The sequence below is a fragment of the Arthrobacter sp. zg-Y1116 genome (assembly GCF_024385485.1).
Taxonomy (GTDB): Bacteria; Actinomycetota; Actinomycetes; order Actinomycetales; family Micrococcaceae; genus Arthrobacter_B.
The window spans coordinates 711,770-738,035 of record NZ_JANFLR010000002.1 but is presented as its reverse complement, the minus strand read 5'-3'; the positions used below and the strand labels follow the sequence as shown (position 1 = coordinate 738,035).

At 66.1% G+C, this 26,266-nt stretch carries 28 protein-coding genes; 15 read left to right on the top strand and 13 right to left on the bottom strand.

Going from position 1 to position 26,266, the window contains the following annotated elements:
* Positions 1–735 carry an NADPH-dependent F420 reductase gene (locus NNX34_RS10160; RefSeq protein ID WP_255766381.1) on the top strand — a complete coding sequence of 245 codons (735 nt, stop codon included), beginning with the start codon at positions 1–3 and terminating at the stop codon, positions 733–735.
* Here the strand turns inward: NNX34_RS10160 and NNX34_RS10155 are convergent.
* From NNX34_RS10155 to NNX34_RS10145, 3 genes are all read right to left on the bottom strand, one after another.
* Positions 708–908: a hypothetical protein gene (locus tag NNX34_RS10155; protein WP_255766380.1), complete on the bottom strand. Its 201-nt coding sequence runs from the start codon at positions 906–908 to the stop codon at positions 708–710. The genes NNX34_RS10160 and NNX34_RS10155 overlap by 28 nt on opposite strands.
* 169 nt (positions 909–1,077) lie before the next feature.
* Complete coding sequence (locus NNX34_RS10150) at positions 1,078–1,257, bottom strand: hypothetical protein (protein ID WP_255766379.1); 180 nt, start codon at positions 1,255–1,257, stop codon at positions 1,078–1,080.
* A 21-nt stretch (positions 1,258–1,278) separates the two neighbouring features.
* A complete protein-coding gene (locus NNX34_RS10145) occupies positions 1,279–1,554 on the bottom strand; it encodes a hypothetical protein (protein WP_255766378.1) in 276 nt (91 codons plus the stop codon).
* Between the two features lie 199 nt (positions 1,555–1,753).
* Between NNX34_RS10145 and NNX34_RS10140 the strand changes: the two genes are divergently transcribed.
* Positions 1,754–2,143 carry a VOC family protein gene (locus NNX34_RS10140; RefSeq protein ID WP_255766377.1) on the top strand — a complete coding sequence of 130 codons (390 nt, stop codon included), beginning with the start codon at positions 1,754–1,756 and terminating at the stop codon, positions 2,141–2,143.
* 7 nt (positions 2,144–2,150) lie between these two features.
* On the opposite strand, the gene NNX34_RS10135 is transcribed toward NNX34_RS10140, so the two are convergent.
* From NNX34_RS10135 to NNX34_RS10120, 4 genes are all read right to left on the bottom strand, one after another.
* Positions 2,151–2,969 carry a DUF427 domain-containing protein gene (locus NNX34_RS10135; RefSeq protein ID WP_255766376.1) on the bottom strand — a complete coding sequence of 273 codons (819 nt, stop codon included), beginning with the start codon at positions 2,967–2,969 and terminating at the stop codon, positions 2,151–2,153.
* Positions 2,970–3,031: 62 nt separating this feature from the next.
* A complete protein-coding gene (locus tag NNX34_RS10130; protein WP_255766375.1) occupies positions 3,032–3,580 on the bottom strand; it encodes a hypothetical protein in 549 nt (182 codons plus the stop codon).
* A gap of 55 nt (positions 3,581–3,635) precedes the next feature.
* The gene (locus NNX34_RS10125) at positions 3,636–4,277 is read right to left on the bottom strand and encodes an MBL fold metallo-hydrolase (RefSeq protein ID WP_255766374.1); all 642 of its coding nucleotides are present in this window, start codon (positions 4,275–4,277) and stop codon (positions 3,636–3,638) included.
* Positions 4,277–5,362, bottom strand: coding sequence for an S-(hydroxymethyl)mycothiol dehydrogenase (locus NNX34_RS10120; protein ID WP_255766373.1), 1,086 nt, complete (start codon positions 5,360–5,362; stop codon positions 4,277–4,279). The genes NNX34_RS10125 and NNX34_RS10120 overlap by 1 nt, the downstream gene beginning before the upstream one ends.
* A gap of 214 nt (positions 5,363–5,576) precedes the next feature.
* Here NNX34_RS10120 and NNX34_RS10115 point away from each other — a divergent pair, with 214 nt between their 5' ends.
* Positions 5,577–6,593 carry a zinc-dependent alcohol dehydrogenase family protein gene (locus tag NNX34_RS10115; RefSeq protein WP_255766372.1) on the top strand — a complete coding sequence of 339 codons (1,017 nt, stop codon included), beginning with the start codon at positions 5,577–5,579 and terminating at the stop codon, positions 6,591–6,593.
* 31 nt (positions 6,594–6,624) lie between these two features.
* On the opposite strand, the gene NNX34_RS10110 is transcribed toward NNX34_RS10115, so the two are convergent.
* Positions 6,625–7,134, bottom strand: coding sequence for a hypothetical protein (locus NNX34_RS10110; RefSeq protein ID WP_255766371.1), 510 nt, complete (start codon positions 7,132–7,134; stop codon positions 6,625–6,627).
* A gap of 118 nt (positions 7,135–7,252) precedes the next feature.
* On the bottom strand, positions 7,253–7,477 hold the full coding sequence (locus NNX34_RS10105) for a mycoredoxin (RefSeq protein ID WP_227933722.1): 225 nt from the start codon (positions 7,475–7,477) through the stop codon (positions 7,253–7,255).
* 134 nt (positions 7,478–7,611) lie between these two features.
* Between NNX34_RS10105 and NNX34_RS10100 the strand changes: the two genes are divergently transcribed.
* The gene (locus tag NNX34_RS10100) at positions 7,612–8,400 is read left to right on the top strand and encodes an SOS response-associated peptidase (RefSeq protein ID WP_255766370.1); all 789 of its coding nucleotides are present in this window, start codon (positions 7,612–7,614) and stop codon (positions 8,398–8,400) included.
* Between the two features lie 7 nt (positions 8,401–8,407).
* Here the strand turns inward: NNX34_RS10100 and NNX34_RS10095 are convergent, their stop codons facing one another.
* The gene (locus tag NNX34_RS10095; RefSeq protein ID WP_255766369.1) at positions 8,408–8,845 is read right to left on the bottom strand and encodes a VOC family protein; all 438 of its coding nucleotides are present in this window, start codon (positions 8,843–8,845) and stop codon (positions 8,408–8,410) included.
* A 96-nt stretch (positions 8,846–8,941) separates the two neighbouring features.
* Between NNX34_RS10095 and NNX34_RS10090 the strand changes: the two genes are divergently transcribed.
* The 4 genes from NNX34_RS10090 to NNX34_RS10075 all read left to right on the top strand — a co-directional run bounded on the left by NNX34_RS10090 (position 8,942) and on the right by NNX34_RS10075 (position 11,511).
* A complete protein-coding gene (locus NNX34_RS10090; protein WP_227921230.1) occupies positions 8,942–9,280 on the top strand; it encodes a chorismate mutase in 339 nt (112 codons plus the stop codon).
* A 66-nt stretch (positions 9,281–9,346) separates the two neighbouring features.
* Positions 9,347–10,186: a hypothetical protein gene (locus NNX34_RS10085; protein WP_255766368.1), complete on the top strand. Its 840-nt coding sequence runs from the start codon at positions 9,347–9,349 to the stop codon at positions 10,184–10,186.
* The gene (locus NNX34_RS16140; protein ID WP_255766367.1) at positions 10,173–10,745 is read left to right on the top strand and encodes a DUF2087 domain-containing protein; all 573 of its coding nucleotides are present in this window, start codon (positions 10,173–10,175) and stop codon (positions 10,743–10,745) included. The genes NNX34_RS10085 and NNX34_RS16140 overlap by 14 nt, the downstream gene beginning before the upstream one ends.
* Complete coding sequence (locus NNX34_RS10075; RefSeq protein WP_255766366.1) at positions 10,738–11,511, top strand: tyrosine-protein phosphatase; 774 nt, start codon at positions 10,738–10,740, stop codon at positions 11,509–11,511. Before NNX34_RS16140 ends, NNX34_RS10075 begins: the two co-directional genes overlap by 8 nt.
* A 10-nt stretch (positions 11,512–11,521) precedes the next feature.
* On the opposite strand, the gene NNX34_RS10070 is transcribed toward NNX34_RS10075, so the two are convergent.
* Positions 11,522–12,565, bottom strand: a complete 1,044-nt coding sequence (locus NNX34_RS10070; RefSeq protein ID WP_255766365.1) for a DUF2776 family protein — start codon at positions 12,563–12,565, stop codon at positions 11,522–11,524.
* Between the two features lie 270 nt (positions 12,566–12,835).
* Between NNX34_RS10070 and NNX34_RS10065 the strand changes: the two genes are divergently transcribed.
* Positions 12,836–14,518, top strand: coding sequence for an MDR family MFS transporter (locus NNX34_RS10065; RefSeq protein ID WP_255766364.1), 1,683 nt, complete (start codon positions 12,836–12,838; stop codon positions 14,516–14,518).
* 30 nt (positions 14,519–14,548) lie between these two features.
* Positions 14,549–16,153 (top strand): MDR family MFS transporter, encoded by a 1,605-nt coding sequence (locus tag NNX34_RS10060; protein WP_255766363.1) that lies wholly within the window; start codon positions 14,549–14,551, stop codon positions 16,151–16,153.
* A gap of 14 nt (positions 16,154–16,167) precedes the next feature.
* Here NNX34_RS10060 and NNX34_RS10055 read toward each other — a convergent pair whose 3' ends face one another.
* Entirely contained in the window at positions 16,168–16,533 is a 366-nt protein-coding gene (locus NNX34_RS10055; protein WP_255766362.1) for a hypothetical protein, read from the bottom strand.
* Positions 16,534–16,951: 418 nt separating this feature from the next.
* On the opposite strand from NNX34_RS10055, the gene NNX34_RS10050 reads away from it, so the two are divergent.
* The 5 genes from NNX34_RS10050 to pgsA all read left to right on the top strand — a co-directional run bounded on the left by NNX34_RS10050 (position 16,952) and on the right by pgsA (position 24,018).
* A complete protein-coding gene (locus tag NNX34_RS10050; protein WP_255766361.1) occupies positions 16,952–17,263 on the top strand; it encodes a DUF6504 family protein in 312 nt (103 codons plus the stop codon).
* A gap of 20 nt (positions 17,264–17,283) precedes the next feature.
* Entirely contained in the window at positions 17,284–20,709 is a 3,426-nt protein-coding gene (locus tag NNX34_RS10045; RefSeq protein WP_255766359.1) for a DNA polymerase III subunit alpha, read from the top strand.
* Between the two features lie 75 nt (positions 20,710–20,784).
* Positions 20,785–22,797 (top strand): threonine--tRNA ligase, encoded by a 2,013-nt coding sequence (gene thrS, locus NNX34_RS10040; RefSeq protein WP_255766358.1) that lies wholly within the window; start codon positions 20,785–20,787, stop codon positions 22,795–22,797.
* A 15-nt stretch (positions 22,798–22,812) separates the two neighbouring features.
* Entirely contained in the window at positions 22,813–23,397 is a 585-nt protein-coding gene (locus NNX34_RS10035) for an HIT domain-containing protein (protein ID WP_255766357.1), read from the top strand.
* A gap of 3 nt (positions 23,398–23,400) precedes the next feature.
* On the top strand, positions 23,401–24,018 hold the full coding sequence (gene pgsA, locus NNX34_RS10030; RefSeq protein ID WP_255766356.1) for a phosphatidylinositol phosphate synthase: 618 nt from the start codon (positions 23,401–23,403) through the stop codon (positions 24,016–24,018).
* A gap of 106 nt (positions 24,019–24,124) precedes the next feature.
* Here pgsA and NNX34_RS10025 read toward each other — a convergent pair whose 3' ends face one another.
* A complete protein-coding gene (locus NNX34_RS10025; protein ID WP_255766355.1) occupies positions 24,125–26,149 on the bottom strand; it encodes a M3 family metallopeptidase in 2,025 nt (674 codons plus the stop codon).
* Between the last annotated feature and the right edge of the window lie 117 nt (positions 26,150–26,266).

Sequence of the window (26,266 nt, the reverse complement as noted above, 5' to 3'; positions counted from 1 at the left end):
GTGACTACTGTCGGCATCCTCGGCGCGGGCCAGGCCGGAGCAACGCTTGCCCGCGTGGCAACCGCGGCGGGCTACGACGTCGTTATCGCGAATTCGCGGGGACCTGAAACCTTACAGCGGCTGGTCAAGGACTTGGGACCGCGGGCACGCGCAGCCTACGCGGCAGAGGCTGCGGCTGCAGCTGACTTCGCCGTCACCGCGTTCCCGTACGCGCCCGGTGACCGGCTGCCGGTGCGGGAACTCGCAGGAAAGGTCGTGATCGATAACAACAATTACATGGTCTGGCGCGACGGGAACTTCCCCGACGTCGACTCCGGGCTCAAGACAGTCCATGAGTTACGTCAGGAACAGCTGCCCGCTTCGAAGGTCGTCAAGGCGTTCACTCACGTCCAGTTCCATGAGCGCTTCCACCTCCGTGTCCCCAGCGACGCGCTGCCGGCCATCATGCGGCTGGCGCGACCGGCCGGAGCACCTGACCGTAAGGCGCTGGTCGTCTCCAGCGACTATCCGGAGGCCGTCGAACTGGTGACCCGGTTCTATGACGATCTCGGATTCGACGCAGTTGATAACAGTCCCCTGAGCGAATCCTGGCGCAGCAGCCCCGGTACGCCGATGTGGCACCACCACGTCGATGGACAAAGCCGCGAGGAACTCATCCGCAATCTGCAGCGCGCTCAACGGTCCGTCATCTCAACCCCGGCAGCGGCTCAGGCGAAGGGGCCCACGCCTGCGTAAAAAGCTTCGGGAGGCAGGCTCAGCTGGTCCTTGACGGCTTGCGTGTCTGCATCCAAAAACTCGTGCGACCCCTTCACCAGGGCATCGAGCACATCCGAGATGATCACGCGGGGGTCGTTCTTGGGAATGTCCCAGCCCTTCATCATGTCGGTATCGGTGGAAGAGAGGTGCACGCCCATCACGTGTGTGCCCTGGCCGGCAAGCTCCAGGCGCGTGCTGTTGGTGAGCTGCCACTCGGCGGCCTTCGCGGCAGCGTAGGCACCCGCTCAACCAGCTGGATCACGAATTCCCGTCCCAGCCCCCTGTTCGCTCCGGTTACCAGCGCAACCGTCTCAGTCATGTTCATGGCGCTGACATGACTCCCTGAACGATGAGGCCGACGCCGGCGGCCAGCACGCCGACGCCCAGCACAGCCGCTCCAATCCAGAGAAGCATAATGGCTCCGTTGGGCCGTGCGGGATCCTGGCCGAGGACGGTGAGGAGAACGACGCCGGCGATGACCTGGTGAGTGCTGTCGAGCATGATGTCCTCTCCTGGTACTGGTCAGCCGTTTCGCCGCATCCGAGCCACTTCGGCTTCAATACGGCGATCCGATATGGCGGGACGGCCTGCGTAGACGGGGATCCCCGCAATGACTGCGGCGACAAGAGTTCCCAGGATCGGCCAGACCGGCCAGAAGTAGCCGTCCGGCGTCGTGAAGTACCAGATAGCGACCTGAAGGACCGCGAGCAGCAGCCAGAGACCGACCACCCCCTTGTAGATGGTCTTCGCGATGACGCGGCGGCGGGCGAGTTCGTACGATTCATTGGGCGTTGACATGGTGTGGTCTTCCGTTCTGATGTCGGCGTTGGGGCATCAACGCTACAAATCCCGCTTATCAGCGGCCAGTGCCCTGCACAGCCGGGGGTTTGACAGGACCACCTCTCCCGCATTTGCCTGGCGCACCGGATACTGGCCGTGTGCCGACGGAACTCCCGGATAGCCGGCACGTGAAAACCCGAACAGATAGGGAGCAACCATGAGGATTGTGGTGACCAGTATTTTTGTGGACGACCAAGATAAGGCACTGGATTTTTACACGCGGGTGCTGGGATTCGAACAGCGGCAGGATGTGCGGGCGGGCGGGGCGCGCTGGCTGACCGTGAGGGTGCCGGGGGAGGACGCCGGGGTGGAACTGCTGCTCGAGCCGACCGGGCATCCCGCCGTTGCGCCGTTCACGGAGGCGCTGGTAGCGGACGGGATCCCGTTCACTTCCTTCGCTGTGGACAGCGTCGAGGACGAATATCACCGGCTATTGGACCTGGGCGTGGCTTTCACTCAGCCGCCTACCCGGATGGGACCGATAACGACGGCGGTTTTCTCCGACACCGTGGGCAACCTCATCCAGATCGCGGATACGGCGGACTGAAGCAGCCTTAGAAGCGGAACAGGGAATTGATCTCCTGCTTGGCGTCGTCCACGTAGACCTCGGTGCGCTCGTCGAAGAACGAGACCCGGTCCTTGAGCTGCGCCGAATCCGGAAGCACCCGTTCAAACGACCAGGCCAGGTCCGTTCCCGCCGGATGCCCGGTCACCGACCAGTAGTTCGCCGTCCCCTTGTACGGGCAGACGGACCGGAAGCTCGATGCGTTGAGGACATCCCAGTCCACGTCCCTGCGCGGAAAGTAGGTCCGCGGCGGAAGCATGGTTTCGTACACGAGCAGCGGCTGCCGGGTCTCGGCCAGCAGTTGTCCGCCCAGATGCACCCGCACGGCTCTCGAGGAGTCCACGGCGTCGACCCGGTGGAAAGGATCCCGGGGGTGTCCCTCGACCACCTGGTCTTCCTCCAGCCACCGGTCGAACGCATTGAAGTCGAGCAGCACATACCCGCCAAGATCTGCATCATCCGGACGGAACCCGGCACCGGGCAGCTCATGCGCTCCTGCACGCAGGTCCAGTGGCTGGCCGGGGGCAGTGTGCGCGGAGAACGGGTAGCGCGGGTCCATCAGGGCGCCGGGCGGCACATCGGCCAGCGGATCGCCGTCGGGTTCCGAAGCAGCCGTCACCTCCGCTGAGATATCCCCGGCGGGTACGGCGTAGATAGGGGTGACCCGCCTCGGCTCGTAGGCCAGCACCGTATTGGTGGAATCCACCACGGTGTTGCCGCCGAGCTGCGCACGGATACGCCGAGGCGTGGGTTCATAGCGCAGCTCCGGCAGGAGCTTCCAGAAAGCGGGACTGATTTGCAGGGCCATAAGTTCAGTTTCCGGCGGGATAACACCCGATACAAGGGCCTGCGGATACGGTTGGCAAAGTCTTAACCCTTGAAGTGCATAAGCACCCAGCGCCCGCCGAGATCCGCCTGCAGCTGCTCCGTAAGATGCCGGGACAGTTCCTGCGGATCCGGGGTCTGGGAGTCCTGATGGATGATGACGGCCAACGCGGAAAGCACCAGGGACCAGCTCAGGTCCCAGTTCCCCCAGGGCGCCTTCCATGAACAGCTCGGACAGGTAAGCTCCGGTTCGCGGTGCGAGTCCAGCCACTCCTGAATCATCCCGGCAGCTTCGTCGAAGTCCCGGTATTCGCCGCATTCCCGGCACTGGGGCCCGCCCACAGACCCTGCGTAATAGAAATCACGGCCGGGAATGAAAGTGAAGACAAAGTGCGGCGAGCGGGAATCCAGCTGCTCCCTCAAACGGGGACCCGGCCCGTCGGAAATATGCTCGATGTGGCGCGGATCGTAGTTATCGGGTGCGGGTGCACTCCAGCCATTGGCACGGAACCAGTTCCGCACCTCGCACATCCGCGCTTCGGCAGAACTCTCGTCCACGGACAAATCCAGCAGCATCTCGCGGTGATCCCCCATGCGCATACCCTAACCCGGGCGGTCAAGGCATGCGCATGGAAGATCGCGGCGGGTCCTAGTGTCCCCGGTCGATCCATTCCTGCAGGTGCGGACCTTCGGCGGCGATCGACGTCGAATCCCCGTGCCCGGTGAGCACCTTCGTCTCCGCCGGCAGCGTCAGCAGCCGTTCCCGGATGGACTCGATGATGGTCGGGAAATCGCTGTAGGAACGGCCGGTGGCGCCGGGGCCGCCGCTAAACAGTGTGTCGCCGCTGAAGACCACCGGCTCCGGAACGTCCTCGCCGGCGGCCAGCGAGAAGCAGACCGATCCGGGGGAGTGGCCCGGCGTGTGCAGGGCGCGCAGGGTATGGCCGGCAATCTCGAACGTGTCACCGTCCTCGATCACATCGTCCGGTCCCTCGTCGGGGAACACGGCGTCCCACAGCATCCGGTCCGCGGCGTGCAGGAACACCGGGGCGCTGAAGCGGTCCCGGGCTTCGCCGACGGCGCGGATGTGGTCGTCGTGCCCGTGGGTGAGCAGGATGGCCATGACCTCCCGGTCACCCACGGCTTCGGCAACCGCATTGATGTTGTGGGCGGGGTCGATGACGATCACCTGGGCGTCGTCGCCGACAATCCAGACGTTGTTGTCCACGTCCCAGGTGCCGCCGTCCAGGGAGAAGGTTCCCGAGGTGACCACGTTGTCGATGCGGAACATTACAGTTCCACCACCGAACGCAGGACCTTGCCGTCATGCATCTTGGTGAAGGCTTCCTCGATGTCGCCCAGGCCGATGCGCTCGGTGACGAAGGCATCCAGGTCCAGCCGGCCGAGCTTGTACTGCTCCACCAGCATGGGGAAGTCCCGGGAGGGCAGGCAGTCGCCGTACCAGGAGGACTTCAGGGAGCCGCCGCGGCCGAACACATCCGCCAGCGGCAGTTCGATCTTCATCTCCGGGTTCGGCACACCTACCAGCACCACGCGGCCGGCGAGGTCGCGGGCGTAGAAGGCCTGCTTATACGTTTCCGGGCGTCCCACCGCGTCAATCACGACGTCGGCGCCGAAGCCGCCGGTGAGGGCGCGGATGGCTTCCACCGGATCTTCGTCCTTGGAGTTGATGCCGTGCGTAGCGCCCTGGGCCATGGCCAGTTCAACCTTGGCCGGGTCGATGTCCACGGCGATGATGGTGGTGGCGCCGGCCAGCTTCGCGCCGGCGACGGCGGCAATGCCCACGCCGCCGCAGCCGATGACGGCCACGGATTCTCCGCGCTGCACGGCGCCGGTGTTAATGGCGGCGCCGATGCCGGCCATAACGCCGCAGCCGAGCAGGCCCACCGCGGCGGCGTCGACGTCGTCGTCCACCTTGGTGCACTGGCCGGCGGCCACGAGGGTCTTCTCGGCGAACGCGCCGATGCCCAGCGCGGGCGTCAGCTCGGTGCCGTCCTCCAAGGTCATCTTCTGCGTGGCGTTGGCGGTGTTGAAGCAGTACTGCGGCTCGCCCTTGCGGCAGGCGCGGCATTCGCCGCAGACAGCGCGCCAGTTCAGCACCACGCGGTCGCCGGGGGCTACCTCGGTCACGTCGGGGCCGACGGCGGACACGACGCCGGTGGCTTCGTGCCCGAGCAGGAACGGATAGTCATCATTGATGGCGCCCTGCTTGTAGTGCAGGTCGGTATGGCAGACGCCGCAGGTGAGGATGTCCACCAGCGCTTCGCCGGGCCCGGGATCCGGAACCAGGATGGTCTCCAGGGAGACGGGGGCGTTCTTTTCCTTGACGACTACGGCCTGAACCTTATGAACCATGAGTGTGCTGCCTCTTTCGATGTCCGGGCGGGACGCCTGAGTCCAGCATCCCGCTTCCCATCCTATGGACCCGGGGCGCCGGGGGCGAAGCGGGAAATGCCCTTCCGCTCCCGGCTCAACTGTCAGGGCCTGCCGCCGGACCGGGTACCGTCCTAGCATGGAAGGCAGGAACGGGTCCGGAGTCTGCCGGCCGCCAACACCAGGAAGTGCCCCCATGCTAGGAACCCTGTTGTACGGAGAGCGGGATGTCCGGGTGGAGGATGTCCCCCGGCCGGCACTCCAGGAACCCACTGACGCCATCCTGCGAGTGGTGGCGGGCTGCGTCTGCGGATCGGACCTGTGGCCGTACCGGGGCATCGACCCGGTGCGCCGTCCCCGTCCGATGGGGCATGAATACGTGGGCATAGTCGAAGAAACCGGGGCAGCGGTTTCGTTGATCCGGCCGGGCCAGTTTGTGGTGGGCTCGTTTTTCGCCTCCGACAACACCTGCGAGATCTGCGCCGCGGGGTATCAGAGCCGGTGTGTCCATGCCGTCGGCGTCGGCGGAGCGCAGGCCGAGTATCTGCGTGTTCCCCTCGCGGACGGCACACTCGTGGCGACGGCGGACCCGCCGGATGCAGACGTGATCCCCTCACTGCTCGCCGCTTCGGACGTGCTCGGGACGGGCTGGTTCGGTGCGGCGGCGGCCGAAGCCGGGCCCGGCAAGACAGTTGCGGTTGTGGGCGACGGCGCGGTGGGTCTCCTGGCCGTGCTGGCCGCCCGGCAGATGGGCGCCGAACGGATCATCGCCATGAGCGGCCACGCGGACCGTCAGGAACTGGCGCGGGAGTTCGGAGCCACGGACATCGTCCAGGAACGCGGCGACGACGGCGTAGCAGCGGTGCGCGAACTGACCGGCGGGCTGGGCGCCCACAGCGTCGTGGAGGCAGTGGGGACCCAGGCCTCGATGCTGCAGGGTATCGGCTGCACCCGCCCCGGCGGCCATATGGGCTACGTGGGGGTGCCGCACGGCGTGCAGCTGCCCGGGGAACAGCTCTTTTTCGCGGAGATTCACCTGCTGGGCGGCCCGGCACCGGTGCGCCGGTTCCTGCCCGAGCTCATGGGGTTGATCCTGCAGCGCAAGATCAACCCGGGGAAGGTCTTTACCCTGGAGCTGCCGCTGGGCGAGGCCGCGGAAGGCTACCGGGCCATGGATGAACGGCGCACCATAAAGGCCCTGCTGCGTCCCTGACTCACCGCCCGGCAGGTTCCCACCCGCGGCGCTAGAAGTCTACGTAGGTTCCGGTTGGAACGGTTCCGCTGAAGTCCGTTGCGGGACCGAAGCGTCCGTCGAGTCCACATTCCTGCTGTGAACCGGAAAACGACATCAGGTTGAACCCGTATGTCACATCGTGTGACTGGCCCGCCGGCAAGGTTAGTTGGAATACCGACTGTCCGGCACGCCAGCTGGCGGTTTCGAACGCCAGCGGGGTGACCTCGGTCCGCACTGCGGGGAGGATCGCGCTGAGCGGTATCGTCCCCTTGGAAGACGCCTGGCTGGTCACGGAACGTTCACTGGTGAGCGCGACAGGTGCAGTGACCGTGGAACTGTTCGTGAGCGTTGCCGTGCCGACTGTTTCCCGGCTTGTGGTGGACCCGGTGAAGGTGGTTGATGTGGACCCGGGTTCACATTCGGTGACAGCCGCTGAGGCCGGTGCCGCAAAAACCGCGGAACCGGCGATCAGTCCGGCTGTCGACAAAAGGACGGCGGTCCGCGTCGTCGTGGTCTTCATCTCGCTCCTTCGTGTCCCGGTAGTACCGTTCCCTCTGGAAGAGCCCCCACACTACTACTCAGTAACCGTGAGTCAAGCACGCGGTTCCGCCGTCCGCCGGGCCCGAGGGGCCTACCGCCTAGAGGCCGAGGCGGGACTTCACCTCGGAAGCGGAAGGGTTGGTGGCCGCGGAACCGTCCGGGAAAATCACGGTCGGGACGGTCTGGTTGCCGCCGTTGAGCGAGGCCACCAGCTCCGCAGTACCTTCCACGTCCTCGATGTTGACCTCGGTGTAGCCGATGCCCTGGGCATCCAGCTGGGACTTCAGGCGCCGGCAGTATCCGCACCATGAGGTGGAGAACATGGTGATGGTTCCGGTTGCGGGGGTGAAAGCTTCAGCAGTGGCAGCCACGATGGTTGCTCCTCTTCGTCGAAATGGATTGTTGCCCGATCCAACAATATTCCGGCCGGCGGCATTCCCGGTGGCAGACTGGAGGCATGTGCGGAAGATACGTCATGGCCCGCTCCGTGGGGGACCTCGTGGCCGACGCTGAAGCGGAGGCTGACGCCCGGCTGGAACTGCGCGCGTCCTGGAACGTGGCCCCGACGTCGGACGTCCCTGTTGTCCTCGAACGGTTCGTGGAGGTGCCGGGCCGGGGGCGGATGCAGGTGCGCCAGATCCACGTTGCCCGCTGGGGCCTGGTTCCGGGGTGGGCAGCCGATGCGTCCGTAGGCGTACGTGCGTTCAATGCCCGCAGCGAGACCGTCCTGGAAAAGCCCACGTTCCGCGACGCGGTTCTCTCGCGTCGCTGTGCGGTGCCGGTGGACGGTTACTACGAATGGAAGGCCGGCCCCGGCAAGGCACGCCGCCCGTTCCACGTGTCCCGGGCCGACGGCGCCCCGATCTACTTTGCCGGTCTCTATGAGTGGTGGCGGGATTCGGCCAAGGCCGAAGACGACGCGGAGAAGTGGCTGCTCTCGACATCGATCCTCACCGTCGCCTCGCCCCCGGAGGACAGCGCGGAACCCGTGCTGCGCGAACTGGCCGGCCTGCATGACCGGCTGCCGCTGCCGCTGTCCCCGGACGCAATGGCTGCCTGGCTTGACCCGGCGCGGCGCGATGCGGGCACGCTGGTAGCCCTGGCCGCGGCGCAGGCCTACACGACGGCGGCGGACTGGGTGTTGTCCGAAGCGCATCCGGCCGTAGGCAACGTGCGCAACGACGGCGAGTACCTGCTGCATCCGGACCCGGCGGAGACGGTGCCGACGGAGAACGTGCTGTTCTAGCGGGAACTTATTCGGAAATCACTGCCAGGGTGACCCGGCCGGCGTCGTCCACCCTGAGGCCGGGGTTGAAGCAGACTTCCCAGCGCAGCCCGTCGGGATCCGTGAAGTAGCCGGAATAGCCGCCCCAGCTCATCTGGGTTCCGGGGGCGGTGATGACCCCGCCGGCACCGGCGGCGTTGGCCAGCACGGCGTCTACCTCTGCTGCCGAGTCCACGTTGTGCCCGAGGGTGACCGGGGCGTTGTGGAGCTCGCCGACCGCGCCGGCTTCAGCCGCCAGATGGTCTGCCCGGAAAAAGGCCAGGAGCAGCCCGTGGTTGATCTGGAAGAAGATCACCTCGTCGGGGACGTATTGGACGGTTTCCCAGCCGAGCCGCGAAACGTAGAACGCGTGTGTTACTTCGAGGTCCCGTACGCCTACGGTGACCACGGAAACGTGGGGGTTCACGCCTATGATCCTGCCATGAAGACGCCCAACGGCCGTTACCCGGGTAGCGGAGGCCCGGTGCGGTGCCTGCTGCCCGGGAATGGTTACTCTTAAGGCATGGAACCAGCTGAGCAGAAATCCGTTTCGGGACAGCTCGATAATGTCCGGACAGCAATTGACGAAATCGATGAGGAAATTGTCGCGCTGATCTGGCGGCGGCAGCGGTTGGTCCGGCTCGCCGGGGGGCTGAAGGACAACGACGACGCCGTCCGCTCGCCCAAGCGCATGGAGGAAGTCATTGCCCATGTCCGCCATGCGGCCCAGGAGCAGGACGGCGACTGCAATGTGGTGGAACGCACGTACACGGCCATGATCGAGGCCTTCATCGACTACGAGCTGAAGGTCCGCCACGAGATGGAGACCCAGCGCAAGCTGGACGCCTTCAGCCGCAGCTAGCAGCCAGGCGCACCGCCCCCCGAACCCTCGCTGGAGACGCGGCCTGAATCGGGTAGGTTGTGGCGCATGGCACTTACCGTCGCTGACCTGTTTCCCGAAGCTGAGGGAAGCGAGCGTGCCTGGATTCACCTCGGCTGGGGATCCCGGAAGGAAACCCCAAAACACGTGGCAGCCAGGATCCTTCCGACCCTGGAGCTGCTTCAGGACCGCTTCGGCGTGCCGTCAGTGCGGTGGCAGATCACGGTGGGGAAAACCTTCGACCTGCAAAAGGAACTGCCTGTTCCACAGGATGCCGCAGCCCTCGCCGGGCTCATCGAGAGCCCCCGGCAGCGTGACCTGCCCGACGCCGAGGTTTCCACCGGAACGCTGAAAGCCAGGTTCACCCTTTTCGGCGGAGCGGACCCCGAAAGCGGGAAGCTGTTCGAGTTTGAGGTCGAGGCCGGCCGCAGCGGTCCCTACATGCGCAATGAAATCACCCTGCGCCTGCCGGACGGGTTCGTCTTCGGAACCCCGGGGAAACTGGCCGCCTTGTTTCAGCGGCTGGTCCGGATCTGGCAGCCGGAAACTGCCGCTCTGGAGTCGAGGGAAAGTTTGCGGGCTGTGTGGAAACGCCGTGACGAGCTGGGCGTCCGCAGATCGGATCCCCGCCTCGGATACATGAACTGGTTCTCCCTGACGGGGTACGGACGGCCGCCTTTCCCCCTGCATGCCCGAGTCCGTGCTTTTCCCGACGGCACCCTGATCTGCGCTCAGAGCTGGAACGCCGGCTCGGTGGCGGATCTGTATGCGGACCTGCAGGTCATGGGGATGATGCACGATATGCCGAAGGTCCAGGTGCTGGCACCGCCGCCCAATGATGATGAACAACCGCACACCGGAATGAAGGAGCACCGTGGGGGAAGCTAATAATGCGCCGGAAGAGAACCGCTGGCGTCCCGTGGCGGCGGCGCTCGCAGACCGCCGGCGCCTGCACCTGTACGCCCGCGCCGTGCTGGCAGCCGACGACGGCGCACACCTGGACCCGGAGGATCTCACCTCCGCCGAGGCCAAGTCGCTGGCCGTGCTGCAGAACGCCGGCCTGGTCCGCGTCGGCGAGCGCGGGGTGGAACCCGTGGCGACCGCCTTCGCCGATCTGCTGGCCGCCGGGGTACGGCCACCCGACACGTCGGCCCGACGCTTCCTGGTCAACGGCAGGCTCGAGTCCTACCCGCGCAAACGCTCCGACCGGCTGGAGCTGCTGCACTTCCTGGCCGGGGAGGTCTTTGAACATGCCCGGCCGCCGGAGCCGGGGCTGCGGCCGGTGCTGTCGGAGAAGGAACTCACCACCCGGCTGGCGGCCTTCACCGCAGACCCCGCTGCCATCCGCCGCTATCTGGTGGATGAAGGCATCGTGGCCCGGGATGCGGCAGGCACCCAGTACTGGCTCACCCGTCCCCGCCCGGCTGAAGGAATGGAATTTGCCTAGTTCCCCGGATACGGCCAACCTCACCGCAGTCGACGCGCGGGTTCTTCGCCCCGTGGAGGGGCTGGTGAACTTCCGCGACCTGGGCGGACGACGACGGCGCGACGGCACGCTTACGCCGCACGGGGTCTTCTTCCGCTCCGAAACGGTGGACCTGATCCGCCCCCGCGGCTGGGACACCCTGCATGCGCTGGGAGTGCGTACCGTCGTCGATCTCCGCCAGCCGCCCGAACGTGCGCGGGACACCACCGCCCGCCCGGACTGGCTCACCACGGTTCCCGTGGACCTGGACGGCCTGGCCGAGAACCCGGAGTTTTGGGAAGGGTACTGGAACAACGGGCTGATGGGCACGCCGCTGTACTACCTGCCGCACCTCACGCGGCTGCCGGACCGGATGGGTGCCGTCCTGCAGGCGCTTGCCGATGCCCCGCCCGGCGGGGTGCTCTTCCACTGCATGGCCGGACGCGACCGCACCGGAATGACGGCAATGGTCCTGCTCGCGGCAGTGGACGCGGAGCCGGAGGAGATCCGGGAGGACTACTTCGAAACCGTCCGCAACGCGGACGCCTTCGCAGCAGCAACGGGACGGCCCAATCCGGAGGCAGAGAGCGAAAAACTGTGCGCCGGGCACGGAACCAGCATGGACGGTGCCTTCCGTGCGGCGGTGGACGGCTTTTCGCTGCAGCGGCTCTTTGACGACGCCGGACTGCCGGAAGCAGTCCGCACCGGCATCCGCACCTGGCGGGGAGCAGCTACCGCCGGGCCTTAACGCTGCTCTGCTACTCCGACGTTCCCGCTTCGAGGATCGACACGATTGAGAAGAGCGTAAAGCAGACAGCCCCGAGCCCAACCAGCACGTGCGCGGGGACAAAGAACGCCGGGTCTGTGCCTGCGGCTTCAAAGAGGAACGCTGCGAAGAACAGGCAGGTGAGCGCTGTTCCGATGGGCATCAGCGGGATGCGGTTGGCCAGGGCAAACGTGCGACGCCAGACGAGGGCGAGCAACAGCACCTTCGACAGGATGCTGAAGCAGATCAGCCCGAGGCCGATCAGCACACATCCCGGGGCCAGCCGATAGGGTTCGTGTGAGCTGAACAGCACGAATAGTCCGAGCAGCACATTGATCGTGCCGGCGGCAGCGACAAGCCAGGGCCATGCGGAACGTTCGCCGTCGCTGAATTCGTTGCGCACCTGGCGCACGATGCTCGCGACCAGGGCGATCAGCGCCGTGCAGATTGCCGACAGTCCGATCAGGACGTGGCCGGCAACGAATCCGGGAGTATCTCCGCGCACCAACAGGCCGATCGCAAGGGAGAAACCGACGACGGCGGACACCACCGGAACTGCGAGCAGCACGGCGCCGACGGTGCGGGAGTGAGCACCTTCCGGCGGGCCGCCCTGGGGCTCGAGTAACTGTGCTGACTGGATGAGCGTGAATTTTGTGGACGCGGCCGCGACGGTGCTGACGCACGCGGCGACGAAGCCGATGCCGATCACAACGAAGCCCGCCGTGAGGTTCTCCGCGGTGTTGTCCCGGTTGGCCAGAACGATGCCCCAGAGGATGGCGGCGGCAGCAGCCACGTAGCCGGAGAGCGGCAGGATGATCGCCCAAACACGCCCATAGCGGTTGATGAGCTGCCTGATGATGGTGGCCGCCGTAGTGAACAGTGCATAACAGATTGCGGTCAGCCCGACGTTGACGTGTCCGGCGACAAACCGATTGGCATCGTCAGGCCCGGCCAGGATGTAGAGGCCAAAGGACAGACAGACAGCGCCCATGATTAGCGGTATGACGCGGAAAATGACACTTATCGTACGGTTCATGGCGTACCCCGAAGGTGAGACCGTGCGGCTTCGACATCTTGGCCGGTCCGCGTTTAGTGCCAGTTTGCGCCTGTCCTGACCGCGGAACAACGCCGGGGCAGGGAGCCGCTCCCGGACTATGGAAGTTAGCGCCCTCCACAGCCACGACGCCGGCTGGCACCGGCGGCAGGGATGGCCGCCGCCGACCGTTGACTTGGCAGGACGGCGGGCGTCGAATGGAAGTTCCAACCGGACTGCCATCATCCGGCCGAAATTTCCAAGGAGGAGTGCATGGCCGACCGGTTTACGCCCCACGGAACCGCAGCCACCCATCCGATAGCAGGTATGGCCGGAGCCATGGGAGCGCCGGTCAACGCCGTCCCCCTGGTGGCCCATTCCCCGCAGTCGCGGTCAACGCCTCCGCCGGGCGGTGCCGGAGCGCAGGGCAGCGCCGAGGCGGGAGGCGGGCACTCGCGGCGCCGGATCGCCTTCGTATTCGCCGGGCTGATGCTGGCGGTGCTCGTTGCGGCCCTGGACCAGACCATCGTCGCCACCGCGCTGCCCACCATCGTGGGGGACCTGCAGGGCATGGACCACCTGTCCTGGGTGATCACCGCCTACCTGCTGACCTCCACGATCGGGCTGCCGATATACGGGAAACTCGGGGACCTGCTGGGGCGCAAGAACATCTTCATTTTCGCCATCGTGGTGTTTCTGGGCGGGTCCGCCCTGTCCGGGCAGGCGCACAGCATGGCCGAACTCATCACCTACCGGGCCATCCAGGGCGTAGGCGGCGGCGGGCTGATCATCGGTGCGCAGGCCATCATCGGCGACATTGTGCCCGCCCGCGAGCGCGGCAAGTACATGGGAATGATCGGGGCGGCGTTCGGCATCGCTTCCGTCAGCGGACCGCTGCTGGGCGGCTACCTTACCGATTACTGGTCCTGGCGGTGGGTGTTCTACATCAACCTGCCCATCGGTGCGGTGGCGCTCGCGGTCATCATCACCGCCCTGCACCTGCCGCGGTCCGAACGCAAGGGGATCCGGCTGGACTATGCCGGTGCCGCACTGCTTGCGGTCGGCAGCGCGGCCCTGGTGCTGCTGACCAGCTGGGGCGGCAACAACTACGCCTGGACCTCGCCCACGATCCTTACGCTGGGAGCGGTGGCCGCCGTCGCCGTTGCCATCTTCATTCCGGTGGAACTGCGCGCGTCCGAACCGATACTTCCGCTGCGCCTGTTCGGGATCCGCAACTTCCTGATCTGCACACTGGTGGGGCTGGCGGTGGGGCTGGCCATGTTCGGGTCCATTGCCTACCTGCCGACCTTCCTGCAGATCGTCAACGGAGCCAGTCCCACTATGTCGGGGCTGATGATGCTCCCGATGACCGCGGGGCTGCTCACCACCTCGATCGGGACGGGGCAGCTGATCTCCCGCACGGGCAAGTACAAGATTTATCCGATACTCGGGTCCCTCACCATGGTCGGCGGCCTGCTGCTGCTCTCACGCATCTCCAGCACGACGCCGTATTCCCTCACCGCGCTGGGCATGTTCGTGCTGGGACTGGGGATCGGGGCGCTGATGCAGAACGTGGTGCTGATTGTGCAGAACAGCGTCCCGGCCAAGGACATGGGTACCGGGGTTTCCACCGCCAACTACTTCCGGCAGATGGGCGGTTCCCTGGGGATTGCCCTTTTCGGTTCCCTGTTCATCCGCCGGCTGAACGACCAGCTGGCCTCGGCACCGCCCGGAGCCGGCGATGCGGCGTCGGGCGGTGCCAATTCGATCAGCCCGGACAAGATCCGGGCGCTGCCCGCACCGGCGCAGGACTTCATCAAATCCGCGTTCGGCGAGGCGCTGCCGCCGATCTTCCTGCTCGGGGTGCCGATCCTGGGGGCGGCCTTTGTCCTGACGCTGTTCCTGGTGCAGCAGCCGTTGTCCAGGACGGCGCGGGTGGACGTGGACGCAACGTAGGCCGCCAACCGAGAAGAGAAGAAACCCGCCATGTCCCACAGAGCAATAACGCCGCGCACCGCGGCGCCCGCGGCCCGCTCCGGGCCCGCCCTGCCGAAGCACCGGGTGGCGGCTGCCCCGGGCGAGGAACCGAAGCGGAACCTCGTGCCGGTTTTCACGGGTCTGGTGCTCTCGGTGCTGCTGGCAGCCCTGGACCAAACCATCGTCGCTACGGCCCTGCCCACCATCGTGGGGGACCTGAACGGGTTGGAGCATCTGTCCTGGGTGGTCACCGCGTATATCCTGGCGGCAACCATCGGCCTGCCGATCTACGGCAAGCTCGGCGATCTGTTCGGCCGCAAGAGCATTTTCATTTTCGCTATCGTAGTGTTCCTCGCCGGCTCGGTCCTGTCCGGACTGGCGCAGAACATGGGCCAGCTGATCGGGTTCCGTGCGCTGCAGGGGGTAGGCGGCGGCGGGCTGATGATCGGGGCGCAGGCCATCCTCGGAGACCTGGTTTCCCCGCGGGAGCGCGGGAAGTACATGGGCCTGATCGGGGCGGCCTTCGGGCTGGCGTCCGTGGGCGGTCCGCTGCTGGGCGGCTGGATCACCGATGCCTGGTCCTGGCGGTGGGTGTTCTACATCAACCTGCCCATCGGCGCGGTGGCGCTCGCCGTCGTCGTCTCTTCGCTGCATCTGCCCAAACCCCGCGGCAGGCGCCCGAAACTGGATTACGCAGGCGCCGGACTGCTTGCGCTCGCGAGCGCAGCCCTGGTGATGCTCACCACCTGGGCCGGCACCACCTACGCCTGGTCAAGTCCGCAGATTCTTGCCCTGGCCGTGGTGACGCTGGCGGCCGGCACGTCATTTGTCCTGGTGGAGAGGCGGGCAGCGGAACCCATCCTTCCGCTGGGCCTGTTCCGCAGCCGGAATTTCCTGCTGCCGGTGCTGGTGGGCATCGCCGTCGGCATCGCGATGTTCTCCACCATCTCCTACCTGCCCACCTTCCTGCAGATGGTCAACCGGGCCACCGCCACGCAGTCGGGCCTGATGATGCTACCCATGATGGGCGGGCTGCTGCTGACCTCCATCGGCACCGGGCAGCTGATTTCGCGCACCGGCCGGTACAAGATCTACCCGGTGCTGGGCTGTGCGGTGATCATCGCCGGGTTGGTGCTGCTCTCCCGGATCTCAGACACCACCGCATACAGTTTCACCGCTCTTGGCATGCTGGTGATGGGACTCGGGCTGGGAATGCTGATGCAGAACCTGGTGCTGATTGTGCAGAACAGCGTGCCGGGCAGGGATATGGGCGCGGCCATCTCCGCAGCGAATTATTTCCGCCAGATCGGCGCCTCGTTCGGGATCGCGCTGTTCGGGTCGATCTTCATCCACCGGTTGGGCAATGAGATTGCAGCGGCGCCGCCGGGGGCCGGGACTGCCCTCGGCGGGGACATCAATTCGCTGAGCCCGGCCATGCTCCGCGGACTCCCCGCACCGGCGCAGGACTTCATCGCTGCGGCCTTCGGGCAGGCCCTGCCTCCCATTTTCCTGCTCAGTGTGCCCATCGTGGCCGTTGCCCTGGTGCTGTGCCTGTTCATCAGGGAAACGCCGTTGTCCACCACGGCGCGGGCCGACGTGGACAGCGGGAGGTAGGAGCGGGCCTGCCGTTAGGTGCCGTCATAACCGGATAGGGCGATCACCAGCAAGAAAAGTGCGGCCAGGGCCCCTCCCTGCCAGATCAGGGAGGGAATGATGTACAGGCGGGCGGCAAGCTTCTTGTTCCCCTGGATAAGCGCCGCGATGAATCCCGTCACTCCTCCGAGCAGGGTGAACAGGCCGGAAAAGGCGATGAAGCTCAAAAAGGAGAAGTCGGAGACGTCCCAGGCGGTGAAGGCGACGAGGGGGCGGACGAGGATCGCCCAGGCGATCGACACGAGGACCATTCCCGTTATCGCTGCCGCGCTGAACCGTGTTTTCCCGGAGGCCGCTTCTGGAGGAACCGGTCCCTGATCCGCAGGCAGGACGTCCTGCATATATGGATTATGGTGCTGCTGCGGTTCAGACTCCTGGCCGAACGGATCCCATGGTTCCGGTTGCTGCCGTCCACTAAGCGGTGTGTTGCTGTCTGCTGTCATAACCGGCCCCCATCCGATGAGTATTGCCTGGACCAAGGCATCCTGCGCAAAATCCAGCTGTCTGGAAACAGTGTGCACCATGCGGGCATCGGCGCCGGCAGCGGCGCACCTGGGCTCTGCTGCTTCTGAGCGGATCTCCCTTTCCGTCCATCCCCGAGTGGTGCCGTTTGTCCCCGGCTGGTCGTACACTGGTGGCGGAGCTGTTCGAACATATGTTCGAATTAGTTGCCAACTGATAACCAAGTGAACCAATGGATAAACCAGTGGGTTGGTGCGTGTGCGGCGTGCATGCATCCATGGGCGGAGAGGAAGCTGAATGGGTACCTTCAGCGAAGCAATCGAGGTGGTGTGCTCGCCCGCGGGCCAGCCTCTCCGGCTTATCTGGGGCGGGCGCACCTACAAGGTGGGGGCCGATCCTGTGCGCTGGTATGAACGCCGCAACTGGTGGGAAGAGGAAACCCGCGCCGAACGCGGGCACGGTGCCGGGCTGGTGGATACCGAAATCTGGCGGGTCCAGGCCCGGATCAATGACCGCTCCGACCTGCGTACCCTCGACCTCTCGCACCATGTCCGCAGCAACCGCTGGCGCCTGATCCGCATCCACGATGCCCTGAGGGACAGTGCCTAATGGAAGACAGTGCCTAAGCAATGAGCTTTACCCACCTGCACGCAGCCACTGCGTTCAGCGCCCACTACGGGGTGTCCTGGCCGGAGGAGATGGCGCAGGCCGCAGCGGCCGACGGTGCGGATGCGCTCGCCTGCACCGACCGGGACGGGCTCTATGGAACGGTCAAGCATCTGCGTGCGTGCATGGAGGCGGGCATCGATCCCATCGTGGGCGTGGACCTGGCCGTGCTGGATGGCAGCAACGCCGTCACGGGACGGGTGGTCATTCTCGCCCACGGGCATACCGGGGGAGCGGGCTACCGTGCCCTGTGCCGGCTGATCTCCGCCGCGCACGCCGCCACCTCCGCCTCCCGGGCACGCGCCGGCAAACCGGCAGGCGTCACCATGGAGCAGCTCGCAGGGTACGTCCGCGGCGCAGGAGCAGGGGAAGGCGTCTCCGATGTGGAGGCCGAACCGGTCCTGACCGTCCTCGTCGGCCCGCAGTCCGACGTCGGCCAGGCCATGCGCAGCCGCAGCTACGCCGTTGCCCGCACCCTGTTCGGCCGCTGGCGCTCGCTGATCCCTGCCCGGGCGCTCGCCGTCGAGGTGGTTACCCATCTGTCCGCCCCGGGGGAGAACCTCAGCCTTGCCCACGCCGTACGCATGTTCCGGCTGGCTGATGAGATGCGCGTGCCCGGCATCCTCACCAACGCCGTGCGCTACGTGGACGAGGATGGAGCCGCCACCGCTGACGTGCTCGACGCCGCGCGCTCGCTGACTTCCCTCTCCCACCTTCCGGACCGGCAGCCCAACGGGCAGGGCTGGCTCAAGGGGGCACGGGAGATGACTGCGCTGGCCCGCGAGATCAGCTCCGAGGCAGGCTACGGTTCCACGGGAGCGGCACGGATGCTGGCCGACACTGCGGCGCTCGCGGATAACTGCCGGATAGACCCCGTGGCGGATATGGGCTGGAAGCAGCCCGTGGTACCCGAAGCCTCGGTGATCGGCATCGAGGCCGAACCCATGATCGAACTGCGCCAGCGCTGCGAGGCGGGGATCACCCGCAGGCTGCGCGCCCGGGACTCGATTGCCGAGGTGGAACTGCGCAACCGGCTCGAACACGAGCTGGGCATCATCGAGCGGCTGGGCTTCGCCTCGTACTTCCTCACCGTTGCGGAAGTCTCCGCCATGATCACCGGAATGGGGGTACGCGCCGCGGCCCGGGGGTCGGGGGCCTCCTCACTGGTGAATTACCTGCTGGGCGTCAGCCACGTGAACCCGCTGGACCACGACCTGATCTTTGAACGCTTCCTCTCCCGGGACCGCTCCACGCTGCCGGACATCGACATAGACGTGGAAAGCGCCGAGCGGCACAACGTCTATCACCGCATCTTCGAACGCTTCGGCTCCGAACGGGTCACGCTGATGAGCATGCAGAACGGCTACCGGGCGCGCGGAGCGGTGCGCGACGCCGGACTGGCGCTGGGCATGCCCGAGGAGGAAATCGGCGCTGTGGCTAAGCAGCTATGGCGTTTCTCGGCCCGCAACTTCCGCGAGGCGCTCGCCGAAAAGCCCGAACTGCGCGAATTCTCCGGCCAGGTGGAAAAGAACCAGCAGTTGGACCTGCTGGTGGACCTCACCGAACGCCTGGACCGGCTGCCCCGGCACATTTCCATGCATCCGTGCGGAGTGATCCTGGGAGACACCTCCCTGCTGGACCGAACCCCCGTGCAGCCCAGCGGCCTGGGCCTGCCCATGTCCCAGTTCGACAAGCACGACATGGACCCCATGGGCATGCTCAAACTCGACGTGCTGGGTGTGCGGATGCAGAGCGCCATGGCCTTTGCCGTCCGCGAAGTAGTGCGTGTGCACTCCTCCCGTGAAGAGGTCATTGCCGCCGGGAAGCATCGGGACGGGCCGGAGAAGCCGGACCCGGAGTTCGTTGAACCCGACGGACGGATCAACCTCGACGCCGTGCCGTTCGACGACGAACCCACCTACGAACTCATCCGCAGCACGCACACCCTGGGTTGCTTCCAGATCGAATCCCCGGGACAGCGCGAGCTGGTGGGCAAGCTGGCGCCGCGCGAGTTCAATGACCTGATCATCGACATTTCCCTGTTCCGGCCCGGGCCGATGAAATCCGACATGGTCCGGCCGTTCCTGGAACACCGGCACGGTTTCTCCCCGGAGGTCTATCCGCACGAGGCACTGCGCCCGGTGCTGGCCGAAACCCACGGCGTCACGGTTTTCCACGAGCAGGTGCTGCGGACGCTGAACGTCTTTACCGGCTGCGGGCTGGCGAAGGCGGACGAACTGCGCCGCCTGCTGGGCAACGAATCCGCTGAGCCCGGAGTAGAGGAATACTTCCGCAGCAAGTCCGCCGCCCGCGGCTACACGCAGGAGACCATCGACAAGGTCTGGGACACGCTCAAGGCCTTCGGCAGCTTCGGCTTCTGCAAGGCCCACGGCGCGGCCTTCGCCGTACCCACCTACCAGTCGGCGTGGCTGAAGGCACACCACCCGGCGGCGTTCCTCGCAGGCATCTTCGAACACGATCCCGGAATGTACCCGCGCCGGCTGCTCGTCGCCGAGGCCCGGCGGATGGGCATCCCCATCCTGCCCCTGGACATCAACCGCAGCGGCGAAACCTACCGGGTGGAACGGCTCGACGACGGCCGGCTGGGGATCCGGCTGTCCCTGGCCGGGATCTACGGGCTGTCCGCCGTCGAGCTAAAGCGCATTGCCGCCGGGCAGCCCTATGACTCCCTGGCGGACCTGAGGGCACGAGCGAAGGTCTCCCGGCCCACCCTGCGCCGGCTGGCGCAGCTCGGCGCCTTCGATTCGCTCGGCAAGCAGACCGGCTCCGAGGGCAGCCGTGCAGACCTGATCCAGTACCTCGACGCCGCGCCGGCAAAGTCCGCGTCCCGGAAGCACGATCCGATTCCCGGGCAGCTGGCCCTGCCGCTGGGGGATACCGAGCTGGCGAACCTGCACCACCACCTGCCGGAACCGGGGCTGCGGGAAAAGGTCCGCACCGAACTGGACCTACTGTCCGTGGACGTCAGTGCGCACCTGATGGAAAGCTACGGTCCATTGCTGCGCGGGCTGGGCGTCACGCCCGCGGAAGCACTGATGGACCTGCGCAACGGGACCGAGGTGCTGGTCGCCGGGATCCGGGTGGCCACGCAGACGCCTCCCATGCGCGGGGGACGCCGGGTGGTGTTCATCAGCCTCGACGACGGCACAGGCTGCATCGACTGCACGTTCTTCCACGAGGCGCAGGAGAAATCCGGTCCGCTGCTTTTCGGCACGGAACTGCTGCTGGTCCGCGGGCTGACCCGCCGCACCGGCCCGCGGGGCATCAGCCTCCAGGCGCTCGAAGCATGGAATCTGGCGGACACGGACTCGCTTCCGAAACCCGGCAGCCCGCGCGGCATGTTGGTGGGGTCCAAGCGCAGCGGATAACATCGGTACGGGCGGAAGTGCGGCCGTGTCCAGGCCGTGCAGCAGACGCCGTACAACGAAATCTAGGAGACAACCGTGTCAGTGCCAGAGAAGTTCACCCTCATCGTCGACGGCGAAGAGACCACGGTGGATACTGGCACCACTGGTGCTCAGCTCTTCTTCGAACGCCGCGACGTCGTCGTGATGCGCGTGCACTCCGTCCTCAAGGACCTGGATACGCCGCTGGAGCAGGGCGACATCGTGGAATCCGTCACCATTGAGTCCGAAGACGGACTGAATGTCCTGCGCCACTCCACCGCGCACGTCATGGCCCAGGCCGTGCAGCAGCTGCGTCCGGATGCCAAGCTGGGCATCGGCCCGTACATCAAGGACGGTTTCTACTTCGACTTCGACGTTGCCGAGCCGTTCACGCCGGAGGACCTGAAGACCCTCGAGAAGATGATGCAGAAGATCATCAACTCGAACCAGAAATTTGCCCGCCGCGTGGTCAGCGAAGACGAAGCCCGCGAAGCCATGAAGAACGAGCCGTACAAGCTTGAACTGCTGGGCAAGAAGGACGGCGCCGAGGAAGCCGGCGAAGGTGCGAGCATCGAGGTCGGCGCCGGCGAGATCACCATTTACGACAACGTGGACCGCAAGTCCGGCGACGTCGTCTGGTGCGATCTGTGCCGCGGCCCGCACCTGCCCAACACCAAACTGATCTCCAACGCCTTCGCCCTGACCCGCTCCGCCGCCGCCTACTGGCTGGGCAACCAGAAGAACCAGCAGCTGCAGCGCATCTACGGCACCGCCTGGCCCACCAAGGACGCACTGAAGGCCTACCAGGAGCGCCTGGCCGAAGCCGAGCGCCGCGACCACCGCAAGCTGGGCACCGAACTGGATCTGTTCTCCTTCCCGGATGAGCTGGGTTCGGGCCTGCCGGTGTTCCACCCCAAGGGCGGCATCATCCGCAAGGCCATGGAGGACTACTCCCGGCAGCGCCACACCGAGGCCGGTTACGAGTTCGTTTACACCCCGCACATCACCAAGGGCCACCTGTACGAGGTTTCCGGCCACCTGGACTGGTACCGCGACGGGATGTTCCCTCCCATGCACGTGGATGAGGTTACCGATCCGGAGACCGGCGAGGTCACCAAGCCCGGCCAGGACTACTACCTGAAGCCGATGAACTGCCCCATGCACAACCTGATCTTCCGCTCCCGCGGACGGTCCTACCGCGAGCTGCCGCTGCGGCTGTTCGAATTCGGTTCCGTGTACCGCTACGAAAAGTCCGGCGTGATCCACGGCCTGACGCGCGTGCGGGGCATGACCCAGGACGACGCCCACATCTACTGCACCCGTGAGCAGATGAAGGACGAGCTGACCACCACGCTGAAGTTCGTGCTGGACCTGCTCAAGGACTACGGCCTGGATGACTTCTACCTGGAGCTGTCCACCAAGGACCCGGAGAAGTACGTCGGCTCCGACGATGTGTGGGAGGAAGCCACCCGCACCCTCGCCGAGGTTGCCGAAGCCTCCGGCCTGGACCTGGTCCCGGATCCGGGCGGAGCAGCCTTCTACGGCCCGAAGATCTCCGTCCAGGCCCGCGACGCCATCGGCCGCACCTGGCAGATGTCCACCATCCAGCTGGACTTCAACCTGCCCGAGCGCTTCGAGCTCGAGTACCAGGCCGCCGACGGCACCCGCCAGCGCCCCGTCATGATCCACCGCGCCCTGTTCGGTTCCGTGGAACGCTTCATGGCCGTGCTCACCGAGCATTACGCCGGCGCGTTCCCGGCCTGGCTGGCACCGGTGCAGGTGGTCGGCATCCCCGTGGCCGAAGCGTTCAACGACTACATGTTCGACGTCGTCGACAAGCTCAAGGCGCACGGCATCCGCGCCCAGGTGGACACCGGTACCGACCGCTTCCCGAAGAAGATCCGCACCGCGTCCAAGGACAAGATCCCGTTTGTCCTGATCGCCGGCGGCGACGACGCCGAGGCCGGCGCCGTCTCCTTCCGCTTCCGGGATGGCAGCCAGGACAACGGCGTACCCGTTGAAGAGGCCGTCAAGCGGATTGTCGAAGCCGTCCGTAACCGGGACAAGTAGGGCGGCGGGGACGCAATGGGAGAACAGCCTGACGACGCCGCGGTGACGGACACGTTCGAACTCGCCGGTGTCCCCGACGCATTCCAGCGGCTCTGGACCCCGCACCGGCTTGCCTACATCAAGGGCGGGCAGAAGCAGGTCTCCTCGAAGGAGACCTGCCCGTTCTGCGCCGCTCCGGAGCGGTCGGACGAGGAATCGTTGATTGTCCACCGCGGCCGGCACGCCTTCGTGATCCTGAACCTCTTCCCGTACAACGCCGGCCACCTGCTGGTCTGCCCGTACCGGCATGTGCCGGACTACACGGACATCGACCCGGAGGAGACGGCGGAGATCGCGGCGCTTACCCAGACCGCCATGCGCGTGCTGCGGAAGGTGTCCAGCCCCACCGGTTTCAACCTGGGCATGAACCAGGGGGAAACCGGCGGGGCCGGGATCGCCGCCCACCTGCACCAGCACATCGTTCCGCGGTGGGGCGGTGATGGAAACTTCCTGCCGATCATCGCGCAGACCAAGGCCATCACCCAGACCCTGGGCGACGTGCGCCGGCAAGTGGCCGATGCCTGGCCCGTAGAGGGCTCCGGCCCGGACAGTGAGGACTGACGCGTGCTCAACAAATACGCACGGGGATTCTTCACTGCCGTTTTCACCCCGCTGGCCACCTGGCTGCTCCGCCGCGGCGTAACCCCGGACATGGTCACCATTGCCGGCACGCTCGGTGTGATGATCGGCGGACTGGTCTTTTATCCGCTGGGTGAGCTGTTCTGGGGCACCATCTTCATCACCGTTTTCATCTTCTCCGACGTGGTGGACGGGATCATGGCCCGGCAGCAGCAGCGCAAGGGCAGCTGGGGCGGGTTCCTGGATTCCACCCTCGACCGCTTCGCCGACGGCGCCCTGTTTGCCGGCGTCGCCATCTGGTTCTTCACCGGCGGCGGCAACGACGCGATCGGCATCGCGGCCATCCTCTGCCTGGTAGTCGGCATGCTGGTTTCCTACATCCGGGCCAAGGCCGAGTCGCTGGGCTTCTCCGCCAACGTCGGCATTGCCGAGCGGGCCGAGCGGCTGGTCTCCCTGCTGGTCGCTACCGGGCTGGTGGGCCTGGGCGTCCCCGAGGTCCTGCTGCTGGTGGTCCTGATCCTGCTGACCCTGGCCAGCTGCGTGACCATCGGGCAGCGGATGCACACCGTGCGGAAGCAGGCGCGGATGGCCAACCCTGCCTAGGCAGGCTTATTAGGCGCAGCAGAAGGCGGGAACCGGTTATCCGGTTCCCGCCTTCTGTTTATGGTCCCTGCGGCTGCGGCTGCGGCTGCGGCTGGGGGAGCGGAGCCTAGGCCAGACCGCGCCGGTCCAGCAGCGGCTGGATCTGCGCATCGCGTCCCCGGAAGTTCCGGAACGCCTGCAGCGGGTCGATGCTGTTGCCGCGGGACAGCAGTTCCGTCCGGAAACGGTCCCCGTTCTCCCGGGTCAGGCCGCCGTTTTCCCGGAACCACTCGACCGTGTCGGCGTCGAGCACTTCACTCCAGATATACGCGTAGTACGAGGCCGCATAGCCGCCGGCAAAGATGTGCTTGAAGTATCCGGTGCGGTAACGCGGGGGAACCAGGTCCAGGTCGACGCCGGCCGCCGCCAGGGCCGCGGACTCGAAGGCTTCCGGATCCTGCACCGTTTCGCCCGGTGCGAGTTCGTGCCAGGCCAGATCCAGCAGGGCGGCACCCAGGTACTCGGTGGTGGAGAACCCCTCGCCCCAGACGGCCGCCGCATTCACCTTGTCGATTTCCTCCTGCGGCAGCGGCTCCCCGGTGACGTGGTGCTTTGCGAAGTTGCTGACCACCTCCGGCCACAGCATCCACATCTCGTTGACCTGTGACGGGTATTCAACGAAGTCGCGCGGTACGGAAGTGCCGGAGAACTGGGGATAGGTGACATCCGAGAACAATCCGTGCAGCGCATGGCCGAATTCATGGAATGCGGTCACGACCTCGTCGAACGTCAGCAGCGTCGGTTCACCGGCTGCGGGCTTGGAAATGTTCAGGTTGTTGATGACCACGGGAGGGGCGTCCAGCAGCCGGGACTGGTGGACCAGGGAGTTCATCCAGGCGCCGCCGTTCTTGGTGTCCCGGGTGTAATAGTCGCCCAGGAACAGGCCCAGGCCGGTGCCGTCGTCGTCCTTGACCTCCCAGACCCGGACGTCCGGGTGATAGCCCGCTAGGTCTGCCCGTTCGGTGAAGGACAGTCCGTAGAGTCGGTTGGCGGCGTAGAACACGCCGTCAGTGAGGACTCGTTCCAGTTCGAAGTACGGGCGCAGGGCGGAGGAGTCGACGTCGAACTTCTCCCGGCAGACCTGCTCCGAGTAGTACGCCCAGTCCCAGGCGGCCAGTTCGTGTCCGTCCCGCCGGGCCGCTGCGCGCAGCTCTTCGGCCTCGGCCTTGGCATTGCGGACGGCTGCAGGGGCGAGCTTGTCCAGCATGGCGTGGATCGCCGCCAGGGTCGGTGCGGTCTGGTCATCCGTCCCGTACTCGGCATGGTTCGCGAAACCGAGCAGTGCTGCCTTTTCCGCCCGCAGTGCGGCCATTTCCGCCGCGATTGCAAGCGTGTTCCCGTCATTGTTCCGGAAACCGCGGTTTCGGGCTGCCTCATGCAGCCGACGGCGGCTCTCACGGTTGGTCAGCGACGCCAGGGCCGGCTGCGGGGTGGGCAGCACGAGGGGCAGCAGGAACTTACCGTCATGTCCCGCTTCCGCCGCAGCGGTCGCTGCTGCGGCGATGTCGTCGTCGGGCAGGCCGTCCAGTTCTGCGGCGTCGTCCACCACCAGGGCCGAATCGTTGGTGTCCTTCAGCAGGCGCTGGGAAAAGTCCGTGCCCAGTTCCGAAAGCCGGGCGTTCAGCTCCCGCATGCGGGCCTGCCCGGCGTCATCGAGCTGCGCTCCGGCGCGGATGAAGCGGCGGCGGTACTCGGACACGAGGCGTGCCTGTTCATCGTCCAAGCCGGCGACGTTCTCCGCGACGGCTTCGACCCGGGCAAAGAGCTGCCGGTTGAGGTAGATCGTGTCCTCGTGCGCGGCGAGCCGCGGGCCGATCTGCTGCTGGATCCGCTGCACGCCTTCCGTGGCGTGAGCGGCACAGAGGGTGAAGAAGACGACGGCGGTGCGCCCCAGCTCCTGGCCCGATGATTCCAGGGCTTCGATCGTGTTTTCGAAGTCCGGTGCCTGCGGGTTCGCGGCAATACGGTCAATCTCGGCGGCATGCCCGGAAATTCCGGAGTCAAAGGCGGGCAGGAAAACGTCTTCGTTGATCTGCTCGAACGGGGGCAGCTGGTACGGCAGGCTACTCGGGTAAAGGAAAGGGTTGTCCATAAAGCCCAAGACTGGCACAGCGGGGCATCCCGCTCCAACCTGGCACTGCAGTATGACCGGTCCGACTCCCCGCTGCTGCAGCCCGCGGGCCTGGTGAGATGCGTGGGGAAGTTCATG